16 protein-coding genes and 1 pseudogene are annotated in these 13,613 nt (G+C 65.8%); 8 read left to right on the forward strand and 9 right to left on the reverse strand.

The window, feature by feature from the left end; genetic code table 11:
- Both EPO55_RS19015 and EPO55_RS19020 read left to right on the forward strand, forming a co-directional pair.
- Positions 1-684 (forward strand): tetratricopeptide repeat protein (locus tag EPO55_RS19015; RefSeq protein ID WP_296338708.1); only part of this gene is annotated, 684 nt, incomplete at its 5' end.
- Between the two features lie 55 nt (positions 685-739).
- Entirely contained in the window at positions 740-1,507 is a 768-nt protein-coding gene (locus tag EPO55_RS19020) for a DsbA family protein (protein WP_296338709.1), read from the forward strand.
- Positions 1,508-2,021: 514 nt separating this feature from the next.
- On the opposite strand, the gene EPO55_RS19025 is transcribed toward EPO55_RS19020, so the two are convergent.
- The 5 genes from EPO55_RS19025 to hppD form a co-directional block, all read right to left on the reverse strand.
- Positions 2,022-3,500, reverse strand: a complete 1,479-nt coding sequence (locus EPO55_RS19025; RefSeq protein ID WP_296338711.1) for a hypothetical protein — start codon at positions 3,498-3,500, stop codon at positions 2,022-2,024.
- Complete coding sequence (gene maiA, locus EPO55_RS19030; protein WP_296338713.1) at positions 3,497-4,141, reverse strand: maleylacetoacetate isomerase; 645 nt, start codon at positions 4,139-4,141, stop codon at positions 3,497-3,499. Before maiA ends, EPO55_RS19025 begins: the two co-directional genes overlap by 4 nt.
- A 30-nt stretch (positions 4,142-4,171) precedes the next feature.
- The gene (locus tag EPO55_RS19035) at positions 4,172-5,164 is read right to left on the reverse strand and encodes a fumarylacetoacetate hydrolase family protein (RefSeq protein ID WP_296338714.1); all 993 of its coding nucleotides are present in this window, start codon (positions 5,162-5,164) and stop codon (positions 4,172-4,174) included.
- Positions 5,165-5,175: 11 nt separating this feature from the next.
- The gene (locus tag EPO55_RS19040; RefSeq protein WP_296338715.1) at positions 5,176-6,336 is read right to left on the reverse strand and encodes a homogentisate 1,2-dioxygenase; all 1,161 of its coding nucleotides are present in this window, start codon (positions 6,334-6,336) and stop codon (positions 5,176-5,178) included.
- A gap of 148 nt (positions 6,337-6,484) precedes the next feature.
- The gene (hppD, locus tag EPO55_RS19045; protein ID WP_296338717.1) at positions 6,485-7,576 is read right to left on the reverse strand and encodes a 4-hydroxyphenylpyruvate dioxygenase; all 1,092 of its coding nucleotides are present in this window, start codon (positions 7,574-7,576) and stop codon (positions 6,485-6,487) included.
- A gap of 40 nt (positions 7,577-7,616) precedes the next feature.
- On the opposite strand from hppD, the gene EPO55_RS19050 reads away from it, so the two are divergent.
- The 5 genes from EPO55_RS19050 to aat all read left to right on the forward strand — a co-directional run bounded on the left by EPO55_RS19050 (position 7,617) and on the right by aat (position 11,138).
- Positions 7,617-8,078, forward strand: coding sequence for a MarR family transcriptional regulator (locus tag EPO55_RS19050; protein ID WP_296338718.1), 462 nt, complete (start codon positions 7,617-7,619; stop codon positions 8,076-8,078).
- Positions 8,079-8,169: 91 nt separating this feature from the next.
- On the forward strand, positions 8,170-8,640 hold the full coding sequence (gene aroQ / locus EPO55_RS19055; protein WP_296338719.1) for a type II 3-dehydroquinate dehydratase: 471 nt from the start codon (positions 8,170-8,172) through the stop codon (positions 8,638-8,640).
- A 21-nt stretch (positions 8,641-8,661) separates the two neighbouring features.
- Positions 8,662-9,120: an acetyl-CoA carboxylase biotin carboxyl carrier protein gene (gene accB, locus EPO55_RS19060; RefSeq protein WP_296338720.1), complete on the forward strand. Its 459-nt coding sequence runs from the start codon at positions 8,662-8,664 to the stop codon at positions 9,118-9,120.
- Positions 9,121-9,135: 15 nt separating this feature from the next.
- Complete coding sequence (gene accC, locus EPO55_RS19065; RefSeq protein WP_296338721.1) at positions 9,136-10,479, forward strand: acetyl-CoA carboxylase biotin carboxylase subunit; 1,344 nt, start codon at positions 9,136-9,138, stop codon at positions 10,477-10,479.
- Positions 10,480-10,487: 8 nt separating this feature from the next.
- A complete protein-coding gene (gene aat, locus EPO55_RS19070) occupies positions 10,488-11,138 on the forward strand; it encodes a leucyl/phenylalanyl-tRNA--protein transferase (RefSeq protein ID WP_296338722.1) in 651 nt (216 codons plus the stop codon).
- Here the strand turns inward: aat and EPO55_RS19075 are convergent.
- The 4 genes from EPO55_RS19075 to EPO55_RS19090 are packed head-to-tail and all read right to left on the reverse strand — an operon-like array spanning position 11,075 to position 12,582.
- Positions 11,075-11,524 (reverse strand): DUF2155 domain-containing protein, encoded by a 450-nt coding sequence (locus EPO55_RS19075; protein ID WP_296338723.1) that lies wholly within the window; start codon positions 11,522-11,524, stop codon positions 11,075-11,077. The genes aat and EPO55_RS19075 overlap by 64 nt on opposite strands.
- A 2-nt stretch (positions 11,525-11,526) precedes the next feature.
- A complete protein-coding gene (locus EPO55_RS19080) occupies positions 11,527-11,754 on the reverse strand; it encodes a hypothetical protein (RefSeq protein ID WP_296338724.1) in 228 nt (75 codons plus the stop codon).
- The gene (gene mlaD, locus EPO55_RS19085; RefSeq protein WP_296338726.1) at positions 11,754-12,203 is read right to left on the reverse strand and encodes an outer membrane lipid asymmetry maintenance protein MlaD; all 450 of its coding nucleotides are present in this window, start codon (positions 12,201-12,203) and stop codon (positions 11,754-11,756) included. Before mlaD ends, EPO55_RS19080 begins: the two co-directional genes overlap by 1 nt.
- Before the next feature lie 28 nt (positions 12,204-12,231).
- Positions 12,232-12,582 carry an NADH:ubiquinone oxidoreductase subunit NDUFA12 gene (locus EPO55_RS19090; protein ID WP_296338727.1) on the reverse strand — a complete coding sequence of 117 codons (351 nt, stop codon included), beginning with the start codon at positions 12,580-12,582 and terminating at the stop codon, positions 12,232-12,234.
- Positions 12,583-12,883: 301 nt separating this feature from the next.
- Here EPO55_RS19090 and EPO55_RS19095 point away from each other — a divergent pair.
- Positions 12,884-13,613: pseudogene (locus tag EPO55_RS19095) on the forward strand (vitamin B12-dependent ribonucleotide reductase); the annotation flags it as partial.

Raw genomic sequence — 13,613 nt, forward strand, 5'->3', positions numbered from 1 at the left:
TCCGCGTTCGAGGAAGCCGCGGCACGCTCGCCCTACGCCAATACGCCCGACACGCCCCAATTCCTCAACATGCATCATCGCATGGTCGCCAAGCTCTACGGCTTCATCGTGCCCGATGTCGCCCTGCAGCGCTTCAGCGAGGCCGACCGGTCGGTGCCGGCACGCTATGCCCGTGCCATCGCTCTCTACCGCCGGGGCAATCTCGGCTCGGGGCTGCTCACCATCGACGGCCTGCTGAAGGAATATCCCAACGACCCCTACTTCCACGAGGTCAAGGGGCAGATGCTCTACGAGAACGGCCGCGCCGCCGAGGCCGTCGGCCCCTACCGCCGCGCCGTCCAGTTGTTGCCGTCAACGGGCATCCTGAAGATCGACCTGGCGCGGGCGCTTCTCGATACCAACAATGCCGAGAACGACCGCGAGGCCATCCGCAACCTCGAACTCGCCGTGCAGCAGGAATCCGGCTCGTTCGAACTGTGGCGGCTGCTGGCATCCGCCTATTCCAAGCAGAACAACGCCGGCATGACGTCGCTCGCCCGCGCCGAAATGGCGATCCTGCGCGGCCAGCGCGCCGAGGCGCAGTCGCACGCAGCGACCGCCGAACGCAGCCTGCAGCCCGGCACGCCGGCGTGGCAGCGCGCCCAGGACATCAAGGCCTATATCAACACGCGTCCGCGCCGCTGACGATCGCTCCGGTCACGCCGCCGGCCCCTCACCTCTTGTTCCGGAGTTCACGACAATGCGTTCGATCCTACTTGCTCTTTGCGCTGCCCTGATCGGCGGCGGCGCGCTCCTCGCCGCGGGCGCCACCACGCCTGCCCGCCTCGCCGCGCCGGCCGCAACCGCTGACGCCGGCGACAAGGGGGCACTGGGCAAGAGGATCCGTGAATACCTGATCGCCAACCCGGAAGTGCTGGTCGAGGCGATGCAGGAGCTCGAACGCAAGCAGGACAACCAGCGCGACGCGGTGGCGCAGAAGGCGATCCGCCAGCACAAGGCCGAGTTGCTGGCCGACCCCGACAGCCCGTCCAGCGGCAATGCCAACGCCGATGTCGTCATCGTCGATTTCAACGACTACCAGTGCCCCTACTGCAAGCGCGCGCACCAGGCCGTGAAGCAGGTGGTTGCCGCCGACGGCAAGGTCAAGGTGATCTACAAGGATCTGCCGATCCTGGGCGAGCCGTCGCGAATCGCGGCCCTCGCGGCGCTGGCCGCGGTCAAGCAGGGCAAGCATCTCGCGTTCCACGACGCGTTGATGGAAACGAGCGCCAAGCTCGATCGCGCGCGCATCCTCGAGATCGCGGCTTCGGTCGGCCTCGATGTGGCGCTGCTCGAAAAGGACATGGACGATCCCAAGTTCAAGCAGCTGATCGACCGCAACATGGCGCTGGCCGGCGCGCTGGGCGTTCGTGGCACCCCCGCCTTCGTGATCGGCGACCAGTTCGTCCCCGGGGCCGTCGACGCAGCCGCGCTGAAGCAGTTGATCGCCGACGCCCGCAAGCGGTAAGAGGTCGACTTCGCCGGGCCCAACTTTTGAAAGTTGGCCCAACTCGACATACAGAAATTCGGCTCTCCAGCCGCCTGGAAGCCAGTAAACTCAATCTTTTCCCACCCTCGGCGGGCCCACCTGAAACGTGGGAGTGTTGGGCCCGAAGTTGGGCCCGGACCTGTCCCCGATTGGGGGCCTCGATCTCTTCTGTCGTTCCTTGCGTTCGGCCGTCATCCCCCGGAGGAGCTTGCCCGGTGCGCCGGCTGGCCGGCGTCGTTCGTGCGTCTCCCTGACGGCCGACCGGACGGGCCGGGTGGGAAGGAGGCGCGGGCGTGTTCTTTTGTCTGTCCACGGGTCAGGACCCGCGGCGGCGACCTTGTGCTTCGAGCACGAACCCGCGGGCGGCCGCGGGCAGGTCTTTGCCGGAATGAAAAGGCCGGCGCATCTGGCGCCAACTTACCAGAAAAATAGCTCAAAACCTGCTGAAATGTCAACTTTCTGAAGGACCCCGCGAAACTCCGCGGAATCCGCCCTAGCGCGACAGCGTCGCCGTCAGGCCGAGCGCACTGACCAGATCGGCGCCCGGGCTCGTCAGGTAATCGATCCTGTCGATCGCGAGCGGCGGCTCGGGCCGGGCGTCGAACGTCAGGGTGCCGCCCTGCTCGACGAAACGCGCGACGGCATCGAGGAGCAGCGTCAAATTCTGGGTGATCAGCATGCCCGCCGGCTGAAAGCGCCTGATATCGCGTGCCAGACTGGCCTTGGTCGCCGCCGCCGGCTGTCCCGTCGTCGCCGCCAGCGCCTTGAGCGAACGTTCCAGCAGGCTTGCGTCGGCCACCACCAGCCGGGCCGAGGCGAGGGCTGCCTTCGAATCGTAGAGGGCAGCCGGATCGCCATCGTCGACGGCATGCCAGAACGCCTCGTCGGCCCCCACGATCCGGCCGGTGAGATTGATCTCCGCAAGGCCGGGACCTGAGAGGGCACAACGGTCGAGCGTGATCTCGGCGCGGGCGCGGTCCTCCGCTCCCGCGCAATCGAAGCTCAACTTGAGTTCGCGCAGACCCATCGCCTGCAGGGCGAGCCGCAGTTTCAGGCTTTCCATGCTGCGCAACGGCGGCGCCAGCACGAAGCCGTCGACCCGGGTGCGCGATCGGCTGACCGAGTCGCTTTCGCGCACCGTCTCGACGGTGACGGAGCCCAGCGACACACCATAGCGCGCCAGCGTATCGCCGCCGAAGCCCGTGGCGCTGCCGCGTTCGACCCTGACCTGCCCGATCGGGGCATTGGGACGCCAATCCGCCGACGAAAAAGCCGCCAGGCTCCGGCGCACGTCGAGTCCGCTGATCGCGACGTCGGCTATCCGGAACAGCGGCGCACGGCCCTGGGGCGCCGTTGCCTCGATGCCGCCGACGGCGACCGTCGCCATGCGGCCGCCCGCGTAGCGTTCGATCACGATCGTCGCCACGCTGAAGGCGTCGCCGCTGCCGGGCATGACGAAGACGGCGCCGCGCTGTTCCAGGCGGCGCACCGACAGCGCACCCAGCGCCCGCGCCACAAGGACCAGCGAGCCGTAGGGGCCGATGTCGCCGGCATCGAAGCGCGCCAGGTCGACCCCTTCGAGGGCGAGCGAGTCGATTTTCCATGCACCGCCAGCGTCAGGACTGCCGATGCGCAGATCGCTGAGTTCGAGACGGCCGGCCTGCAGCGGGTCGCCCCAGCGGAAGCCCGCGAGCGGCGTGCGGCCGCGCATCAATTCCGCCAGCGGCCAGCCCAGCCCCGAGGCCTGCCAGCGGCCGACGGACATCCCGGCCGCCTGGCTGGACTTCAGATCCGTGAAGGAGATGCTGCGATCGAAGAGCCCGACCTCGATCCCGCCCACCGTCGTGGTGCCGTCGCGCTCGATTTCAGACTTGATCCGTGCCGCCGCATAGCTCTCCACGGCCGGCACCGCCGCCGCGCCGCCGGCGATCAGGGCGATCGCCGCAATGCCGGCAACGACGCTCTTCTTCACGCCTCTGCGTCCGGTTGCCTGGCCGGCTGGGCGGCATCGAAGGCCGGATGCCGCATGCAGACATCGTAGATGCGCTGGATGGTCGGGTACTTCTTCATGTCGACCTTGAAGCGCGCGGCGTTGAAGACCTGCGGGATGAGGCAGAGATCGGCCATGGTCGGCATGTCACCATGGCTGAAGGTACCGGTCCGGGAGTCGTTCACGATCGACGCCTCGTAGGCGTCGAAGCCCGTCTCGATCCAGTGACGCGACCAGCCGAAGGCGCTTTCCTCGGTTTGCCCGAATTTCTCGCGCAGATAGTTCATCACGCGCAGATTCTGGATGGGATGGATGTCCGCTGTCGGAATGAGCGCCAGCGCCCGCACGCGCGCCCGGCCGACCGGATCCCCGGGCAGCAAGGGCGGCTGGGGGTGGGTCTCCTCCAGGTACTCGAGGATGGCGAGCGACTGCGTCAGCACCTCGCCCGAATCGAGCACCAGGGCCGGCACCAGCTTCTGCGGGTTGATGGCGGCGTAGTCCGGCGCCCTCTGCTCGCCCTTGCGCAGGTGCCGCGAGGCGTGCTCGACCGCAATGCCCTTGAGATTGAGCGCGATCCGCACGCGATACGCCGCCGACGAACGAAAATAGCCGATGAGCTTCATGACCGCCTCCGGCGATCACTCTAGCATGGCTTAGGCCGGCGGCGTGTAGCGCACGACCTTCTGGTCGATGGCCCCGAAGATCGACCGGCCGCCGCGGTCGAACATCTCGATGCGGATCCGGTCACCGAAACTCATGAATGGCGTCACCGGCTTGCCACCGTCCAGAGTCTCGCGCACGCGGCGTTCGGCGATGCAGGAACAGCCGGCCGCGGCATCGCGATTGGCGACCGTCCCCGAGCCGATGACAGTGCCGGCCTCGAGATGACGGGTCTTGGCGGCGTGGGCGATGAGCTGGCCGAAATCGAACGTGAGGTCGACGGCGGCGTTGGGATGGCCGAACTCCTTGCCGTTCAACGTCGAGATCAGCGGCAGGTTGAGCCTGGCGCCGTCCCAGGCGTCGCTCAGCTCGTCGGGCGTCACGGCGACCGGCGCGAAGGCCGTGGCGGGCTTGCCATGGAGGAAACCGAAGCCCTTGTTGAGCTCGGCCGGGATCAGGTTGCGCAGCGACACGTCGTTCAGGATCGTGACCAGCTTGATGTGCTTTCGCGCGGCGGCGGCCGATGTGCCCATCGGCACGTCGTCGACGAACACCGCGATCTCGCCCTCGAAGTCGATGCCCCACGCCTCGTCCCCGGCCTCGATCTCGTCGGTCGAGCCGATGAAGGAGTCGGAGCCGCCCTGGTACATCAGCGGATCGGTCCAGAACGACGGCGGCATCTCGACGCCGCGGGCCTTGCGGACCAGTTCGACGTGAACGACGTAGGCCGAGCCGTCGACCCACTGGTAGGCGCGCGGCAGCGGTGCCGCAAGCGCGGTGCTGTCGAGTTCGAAGGAGCCCGGCGCCTTGTCGTCGGCGAGCTGCTCGGCAAGCGCCCGCAGCCGCGGGACGACTTCCGCCCAGTCATCGAGCGCCCGCTGCAAGGTCGGCGCCACGTTCGTGGCCCGGACCGCACGCGTGAGCTCGCGGTTGACCACGATCAGCGTGCCGTCGCGGCCGCCTTCCTTCAGCGTTCCCAGTTTCATCGATGTTATCCCTACTCCGCCGCCTGCTTCATCTCCGGCGGCCGCCATGACTTCACGTAGCCTTCGAACTCCACGCCGGCCGGCATGTCGGCCACGTCTATCGCGTCGCGCGTGTCGATCATCACAGCGACCTCGTCGGTCTCGGTCTTGCCGCCACTACCGACAGGTTTTGTTGCCGCATTGAACGCCTTGGGATGCGGGCCATGCGTGAAGCCGGTCGGATGCACCGTCATCATGCCGGGATGGATGTTGTCGCGGCTGAAGAAGCTGCCCTTGTGATAGAAGATCACTTCCTCGAAATCGTCGTTATTGTGGAAGAACGGCAGGCGGAGCGCCTCCGGATCGCTTTCCAGCGGGCGCGGCACGAAGGTACAGACGACGAAGCGGCCGGCCACGAACGTGGTGTGCGCCGACGGCGGCAGGTGGACGCGATGGCTCATCAGCGGCCTGAGGTCGCGCCAGTTGATGCGCACGACGCTGAGGTCGCCGTGCCAGCCCACGGCATCGAGCGGATTGAACGGGAAGGTCACGGTCGAGAGCTGGTTGCGCCGCTTCACCGACACCTTCCAGGTGCGCTCGTCCTGTTGGCCGCGGAAGGCGTCATCGATGCGCGGCGTGTCGAGCATTGCCGGATCGAAGATCGCGTGATGGCCGACCAGCCCCTTCTCCGGCAGGGTGAAGTGGTCGTTGGTCGCCTCGATCATCAGCGACACGGTGGGCCTGGCGGGCTCCAGCCGCCACATCGTGCCGCGCGGGATCACGAGGTAGTCACCCTCGGTGTAGTCGAGGTGGCCGTAGTCGCAGAACAGGGCGCCAGCGCCTTCGTGGACGAACAGGAGCTGGTCGCCGTCGCTGTTGCGCGCCAGCTCGGTCATCGCCTTCTCCAGACGCCAGATGCGCATCTGCATGTGGGCGTTACCCATGACGAGCGGGGCCATCCACGGGCTGCCCATGGGCGCCGTCATCTTGTTGAGGTCGAGCGCGCGTGGCCGGATCGGCCCGTCGAACTCGACCCAATCGGTCGGCTTGTGTTTGTGGTGGAACTGCGCCGAGGGGCCGAAGAAGCCCTCCTTGCTGATCTCGCGCTCGTAGGTGCCTTCGGGCAGACGGACATGGGCCTGGCGCGAGGCGGTGCCCTCGACCTGACGCAGCGGAATCCAGTTCTTGGCCATTCGTTCCTCCTTTTGTACCTCCTCCCCATTCAAATGGGGAGGTGTCGGCGTCTTACGCCGACGGAGGGGTCATGAGCTTCATCGCGAACCTTCTGACCCCTCCGCCCCGCTGTGAGCGGGGCACCTCCCCCGATGACGGGGGAGGAATTCAACCTTTCAATACGCCGCGACGGATCTGGTCGAGCTCGATCGATTCGAACAGGGCGCGGAAATTGCCTTCGCCGAAGCCCTCGTTGCCCCGGCGCTGGATGATCTCGAAGAAGATGGGGCCGATCACCGTCTGGGTGAAGATCTGCAACAGAAGCCCGCCACCCTCGGTCGGCGCGCCATCGATCAGGATGCGGTCGGCTGCCAGCCGCGCCAGGTCCTCGCCATGGCCGGGCAGGCGCTTGTCGATCTGCTCATAATAGGTGTCGGGCACGGTCTGGAACGGCACGCCCCTGGCCTTGAGCGTTTCGACCGTCTCGTAGATGTCACCGGTGCCGAGCGCGATGTGCTGGATGCCCTCGCCGTGATAGGCGGCGAGATATTCCTGAATCTGCGACTTGTCGTCGGTGCTCTCGTTGATCGGGATGCGAATCTTGCCGCACGGGCTGGTCATCGCCTTGGATTTCAGCCCCGTCAGCTTGCCTTCGATATCGAAGTAGCGGATCTCGCGGAAATTGAACAGGCGCTCATAGAAGGAGGCCCATTCGTCCATCCGCCCGCGATGCACGTTGTGGGTCAGATGGTCGATATAGGTGAGGCCCACGCCCTTCGGATTGTGCTCGACGCCCGGCAGAAACTCGAAATCGACGTCGTAGATGTTGCCCCGATCGCCGTAGCGGTCGACCAGGTAGATCAACGAGTCGCCGATGCCCTTGATTGCCGGGATGTTGAGCTCCATCGGCCCGACCTTGTTTTCGACGCCCCAGGCGCCGAGCGAGAGCGCCCGCTTGTAGGCGCGGGCCGCGTTCTTCACCCGGAAGGCGATGGCGCAGACGCTGGGGCCATGCACGCGGGCGAAGCCCTGAGCGAAGCTCTCCGCCTCGCCGTTGACGATGAAATTCACGTCGCCCTGGCGGAACAGCGAGACGTCCTTGGATCGGTGCCGGGCGACGCGCACGAAGCCCATCTCCACGAACAAGGCGCCCAGCGCCGCCGGATCGGGCGCGGTGTATTCGACGAACTCGAAGCCGTCGGTGCCCATCGGGTTCAATGGATCGGCCTCGAGGACAGTCCGCTCGCTGATGCTGGCCATATTTGACCTCCCGGCTGAATTAGTTTCAGATGTAACTATTATGCCGAACGCTTTGCAAGCCCTCGAACTGGAGAAATTCCTCCCCTACCGGCTTTCGGTCCTGGCCCAGCTGGTGAGCGAATCGCTGCACGACCTCTACGCCCAACCCTTCGGCCTGTCGGTGACACAATGGCGGGTCATGGCGGCACTGGGGCGCTTCGCGCCGCTCACCGCCTCGGATGTGGGGCAGCGTATCGTCATGGACAAGGTGGCCGTCAGCCGGGCGGTCGCGGGCCTCATGAAGCGAGGCCTGGTCGAACGTGCAACCGACCGCAGCGACCGCCGCCGCGCCTCGCTGAAGCTGAGCGCCCGCGGCCGCGCCATGCATGCGCGCATCGTCCCCCTCGCCCTCGGCTACGAGGCCCGGCTCTACAAGGCGCTCAGCCCCGACGAAAGACGTGGCTTCGACGCCCTGTCCGACAGGCTGTTCGCACATGCCACGGCACTGAGGGGCACCACATAGAGGCTCGCCTCACCCCGTCTTGTGGCCCCGATTCGTCATGCTATAACGCCCGCCACATGTGAATTGCGCGTGTGAACCTAGGGAGGCAGGCTTGGCCGCGAAGGCCGCCCGGCGTCCACCGGCCAAGAAGCCGGTGCTGGTGCTCAACGGGCCCAATCTCAACATGCTGGGCAAGCGGCAGCCGGAGATCTACGGCCGCGAAACCCTGGCAGATGTCGAAAAGGCATGCCGGGCCGAGGCGTTGCGCCTGGGCCTCGCGGTCGAGTTCGCCCAGAGCAATCACGAGGGCGCGCTGGTCGACCTCATTCAGGCGGCACGCGAAAGGAACGCCGGCATCGTCATCAATGCCGGCGCCTACACCCACACGTCGGTCGCCTTGCTCGACGCGCTCAATGCCGCCGAAGTGCCGACGGTCGAAGTCCATCTTTCCAACATCTACAAGCGTGAGCGTTTCCGGCATCACTCCTATATCAGCCCGGCGGCGATCGGCGTGATCGCCGGTCTCGGCACCCAAGGCTACCTTCTGGCCCTCCAGGCACTGGCCCGCCTGCTGGGTCGCTGACTTCATCCGGAGCGTTTCTCCATGGCAAAGTTCGAGATGGATACCGAGTTCGTCCGCAAACTGGCGGAGATCCTGGAGGAGAACGATCTCGGCGAAATCGAGCTGGCCGATGGCGATCGACGGATCCGCATTGCGCGACCGACCGTGACCTACACCGCGGCGCCGATGGCGGCCCCCGGTCCCCTGCCCGCCGCTGCTCCCGTCACGGCCGCCGCGCCTGCCGGCGCCGGCGACATCGCCAAGCATCCCGGTGCGGTGAAGTCGCCAATGGTGGGCACTGCCTATCTCGCCCCGGAGCCCGGCAAGCCCAACTTCGTCAGCGTTGGCGACAAGGTCGCCGCCGGGCAGACGATCCTCATCATCGAGGCCATGAAGACCTTCAACCCCATCAAGGCCCCCAAGGCCGGCACGGTCATGCAGATCCTGATCGACAACGCCCAGCCGGTGGAGTTCGGTGAAGCTCTGATGATCGTCGAATAGAGGCGATCCAAGGCAATGTTCGACAAGGTCCTGATCGCCAACCGGGGCGAGATCGCGCTCCGCATCCATCGCGCCTGCCGCGAGATGGGGATCCAGACGGTGGCGGTCCATTCGACGGCCGACAGCGACGCCATGCATGTCCGCCTCGCCGACGAATCAGTCTGCATCGGACCGCCGCCGGCGCGCGAGAGCTACCTCAACATCCCGGCGATCCTGTCGGCAGCGACCATCGCCGGTGTCGACGCCATTCATCCCGGCTATGGCTTCCTGTCGGAGAACGCGCGTTTCGCCGAGGCGGTGGAAGCGCACGGCTTCACTTTCATCGGCCCGACACCCGAGCATATCGCCATGATGGGCGACAAGATCGTGGCCAAGCAGACCGCCAAAGAACTCGGCCTGCCGCTTGTGCCGGGGTCGCCCGGTCCCGTCTCCTCGATCGAGGAGATTGTGGCGCTCGGCACCAAGATCGGCTGGCCGATCCTGATCAAGGCCGTGGCCGGCGGTGGCGGGCGCGGCATGAAAGTGGTCGACGACGCCGAGGGCGCGGCCGAGGCGTTTTCGCTGGCCCGCACCGAGGCCAAGGCCGCGTTCAGCAACGATTCGGTCTATCTCGAGAAGTACCTGCCGCGGCCACGCCATATCGAGATCCAAGTGCTGGGCGATGGCCTCGGCGCCGGCGTCCACCTCGGCGAGCGGGACTGCTCGTTGCAGCGTCGGCACCAGAAGGTGCTGGAAGAAGCTCCCTCGCCCGCCCTCAACGCGGAGCAGCGCAACCGGATCGGCGAATTGGCCGCCGCCGCCGTGCGCAAGCTCAAGTATCGCGGCGCCGGGACGATGGAGTTCCTGTTCCAGGACGGCGAATTCTATTTCATCGAGATGAACACCCGCCTGCAGGTCGAGCACCCGATCACCGAGGCGGTGACCGGAATCGACCTGGTCCGCGAACAGATCCGCATCGCCTCGGGCGCCCCGCTCGGCATGACCCAGAAGGACATCGTCATCCAGGGCCACGCCATCGAGTGCCGGATCAACGCCGAAAACCCCGAGACCTTCATGCCCTGCCCCGGCCGCATCGCCGACTACCATCCGCCCGGCGGATTGGGCGTGCGCGTCGATTCGGGACTCTACACCGGCTATGTGATGCCGCCCTACTACGATTCGATGGTGGCCAAGCTGATCGTCAACGGCAACAGCCGCAACGAGTGTCTGATGCGGCTCCGCCGTTCACTCGAGGAGTTCGTGATCGGCGGCATCGACACGACCATTCCCCTGCACCGGCGGATCATCGGCGAGCAAGCATTCATTGACGGCGACTACGATATCCACTGGCTGGAGAAGCTGGTCGGCCTCAAGAAGTAGCGGCGACGATGCTGGAGATCACGCCCGACCTCCTGCTGCAGGCCTACCGCATCGGCGTCTTTCCCATGGGCGAGCGCCGTGACGACCCCAAACTCCATTGGCTCGATCCCAGACTGCGCGCGGTGTTGCCGCTCGACGGCTTCCACCTGCCACACCGTCTCGCGCGCACGATCCGCTCGGGGCGATTTGCCGTCAGCGCCGACACCGCCTTCGCCGAAACCGTGCGCGCCTGCGCCGAACCGCGGCCAGGTCATCCGGAGAGCTGGATCAATGAGCCGATCGTCGACCTCTATTCGGAGCTGCATTGCCGCGGCCATGCCCACAGCGTCGAATGCCGGATCGGCGATCAACTGGTCGGCGGGCTCTACGGCGTTTCGGTGGGGGCGGCATTCTTCGGCGAGAGCATGTTCAGCCGCGAGCGCGACGCCTCGAAGGTGGCGCTGGTCCATCTCGTGGCACGCCTCGTCCAGGGTGGCTTCCGGCTGCTCGACTGCCAGTTCATGACCGAGCATCTCAGGAGTTTCGGCGCCATCGAAATCCCCCGCGAAGCTTTCCGCACGCTGCTGGCCGACGCGGTCGACCGGCCGGCGGCGTTTCAGCGCGAGCTGGGCGGGGCCGATCCCTGCGCCATCGTGCAGGCGAGCACGCGAACGTCGTAGACGCCGTGGTCGAGCGCCGAAAGCGACGGCGTCGACGCGAACATCCAGCCGGCAAACAGCTTCTCCTGGGCCTGGCCTGGCTTGTTGTCGACGATGGTGAGATAGGCCACCGCTTCCGGCGGCGCCTCGGGCACATTCACCAGGCAATCGGCGACGGCGATCTCGAGCGTCCCGAAACGGGTCGTCTGGCCGACGGGGGCATAGAAGCGCTGGGTACGCGCCGTCACCTTGTCGAGGCCCTGCAGTTCGGCCACGCGCTTGCCCGGGGCATCGGGAATCGGTCTCAGGTTGGCACTGCCGGGACGCGGCGGCGGCGTCTGGGCCACGGACGCACCGAGCCCTGCGGCCAAGGTCGCAATGGCCACAAGGGCGACCAGTCCGCGCATGTTCAGTCTTTTGCCCCGGGCGGCGTCAGCCCGTCGATCAACGCATGCAGCGCCGCCTTGATCTGATCGACGTCGCATCCCATCAGGACTCCATCCTCCAGCGCATCGGCGCAGAGGTTTTCGATTTCCTGGACATTCTGGTTCATGACTTTGATCTTTTCGAGGCACGACACCGGCTTGCCGTCGGGTTGCCGCCACACCGGCGGCGCCTTGGGGGCACGCGCGCTCATCACTTAGACCCGGTACCGCCGAACATGAACTTGGCGATCAGTTCGGTGAGGGGGATCGAATCCTGGGTGTTCTGGATCTCGCCGTTGGCGCGGATCAATTTCTTGTCGCCGCCGGGTTCGAGGGCCACGACCGTGCCGCCGAGGAGCGATTCGCTCACGATCTTGGCGTTGGTGTCGGCCGGCAGATCGACGTTCGACGACACCGCCATCCGCACAACGGCCTGGTAGGTCTTGCCGTCGAGTACAATGCCCGTGACGGTCCCAACCTTGACGCCGCTCAATGTCACATCGGCACCCCGCTTCAGCCCGTCGATGCGGCCGAATCGCGCGACGACCTCGTAGCCGTCGGGGCCGGTCCGGTCCGATTTGGCGAAAGCGTAGAAGACGAAGACGCCCGCCACCAGCAGGACCAAAGCGCCAACGATCGTCTCGACGATATTGCGGCTCACGCCACTTCTCCCTTGCTGCAGGCGCGTCTCAACCCGGACGCCACGCCTCATAGTGAGGCTTGGGCTTGTCGCCACTGCTCAGCGTATGGCCCGGCGGGCGATAGGCACGGTCGGTGCCCGTATGGTTGGGCTCGTGATCCTTCTGCCACGCCTTGCGCTGCAGGCCACCGGCGGGCGGAGTTGCATCGGTCGTATAGTGGAGCCAGCCATGCCAATCCGGCGGCACGCGCGAGGCCTCGGCGACGCCGTTGTAGATGACCCAGCGCTTGCGCCGACGGCCGGGGATCACGCGCTTGTTCTGGAAGTAACGGTTGCCTTCGGCATCGGTGCCGACGAGTGCGCCATGTAGTTTCGTGAAGAGCCAAGTGCCGATCGTCATGAACGAACCATGCCTCGCAAAGTGACCGCGCCGCTTGTACGCGCGCACTCGATGACGTGCAACGCGACGCCGTCGAACACCAATTCCAAGTCGTTCGATGACATGCGATTCGCCCGACTCGATGACCTGTTGCGCGATTGCATCATCTAGTATCATCAACACCATGGTCTACAAAATGTAGTTGCGCACACAAGATTTTGTAATTTAGTATCCTCCTGTGCCCATATGTGCGTGCTCGATTCCAATTCGAGCACACCCCGCTAGGAAATAAATGACGGGAACTGGGCACGGGGGATCGTCGATGCGCTTCGAGCGTCGGTATACGCAAGCAGGAAAATCACCATTCGAAGGAATGGCGTTTCGTGTTGCCGACTCCGAAATCCGCAATCCCGACGGTTCGATCGTCTTCCAGCTTAAGGGCATCGACGTGCCTGCCGGCTGGTCGCAGGTTGCCGCCGACGTACTCGCCCAAAAGTATTTCCGCCGCGCCGGCATCCCCTCCCGCCTCGTCAAGGTCGCCGAGACCGACGTGCCCGAGTGGCTGTGGCGCTCGCAGTCCGATGACGTTGCGATTGCCGCGTTGCCCGAGGCCGAGCGCTACGGCAGCGAGCGCAGCTCCCGTCAGGTCTTCCAGCGCATGGCCGGCGCCTGGACCTACTGGGGCTGGAAGGGCGGTTACTTCGACAGTGAAGACGACGCCCGCGCCTTCCACGACGAACATTGCTACATGCTGGCGGCCCAGATTTGCGCGCCAAACTCGCCGCAATGGTTCAACACCGGACTGCATTGGGCCTATGGCATCGATGGCCCGGGACAAGGCCATTGGTACGTCGATCATCGCGATGGCGCCTCTTATCCGTCCGACTCGGCCTATGAGCGCCCACAGCCGCACGCCTGCTTCATCCAGGGCGTCACCGATGACCTGGTGAACGAGGGCGGCATCATGGACCTCTGGGTCCGTGAAGCACGTCTCTTCAAGTACGGCTCCGGCACGGGCTCGAACTTCTCGGCGCTACGCGGCGAAGGCGAGC

It is taken from the genome of Reyranella sp., from assembly GCF_004296935.1.
Taxonomy (GTDB): Bacteria; Pseudomonadota; Alphaproteobacteria; order Reyranellales; family Reyranellaceae; genus Reyranella.

Coding starts and splice junctions, on each gene's coding strand:
- EPO55_RS19050 (WP_296338718.1), top strand. CDS start 7,617: ATGCCGAACGCTTTGCAAGCCCTCGAACTGGAGAAATTCCTCCCCTAC.
- aat (WP_296338722.1), top strand. CDS start 10,488: ATGCTGGAGATCACGCCCGACCTCCTGCTGCAGGCCTACCGCATCGGC.
- EPO55_RS19075 (WP_296338723.1), bottom strand. CDS start 11,524: ATGCGCGGACTGGTCGCCCTTGTGGCCATTGCGACCTTGGCCGCAGGG.
- EPO55_RS19080 (WP_296338724.1), bottom strand. CDS start 11,754: ATGAGCGCGCGTGCCCCCAAGGCGCCGCCGGTGTGGCGGCAACCCGAC.
- hppD (WP_296338717.1), bottom strand. CDS start 7,576: ATGGCCAGCATCAGCGAGCGGACTGTCCTCGAGGCCGATCCATTGAAC.
- accC (WP_296338721.1), top strand. CDS start 9,136: ATGTTCGACAAGGTCCTGATCGCCAACCGGGGCGAGATCGCGCTCCGC.
- EPO55_RS19035 (WP_296338714.1), bottom strand. CDS start 5,164: ATGAAACTGGGAACGCTGAAGGAAGGCGGCCGCGACGGCACGCTGATC.
- EPO55_RS19090 (WP_296338727.1), bottom strand. CDS start 12,582: ATGACGATCGGCACTTGGCTCTTCACGAAACTACATGGCGCACTCGTC.
- maiA (WP_296338713.1), bottom strand. CDS start 4,141: ATGAAGCTCATCGGCTATTTTCGTTCGTCGGCGGCGTATCGCGTGCGG.
- EPO55_RS19040 (WP_296338715.1), bottom strand. CDS start 6,336: ATGGCCAAGAACTGGATTCCGCTGCGTCAGGTCGAGGGCACCGCCTCG.
- EPO55_RS19020 (WP_296338709.1), top strand. CDS start 740: ATGCGTTCGATCCTACTTGCTCTTTGCGCTGCCCTGATCGGCGGCGGC.
- accB (WP_296338720.1), top strand. CDS start 8,662: ATGGCAAAGTTCGAGATGGATACCGAGTTCGTCCGCAAACTGGCGGAG.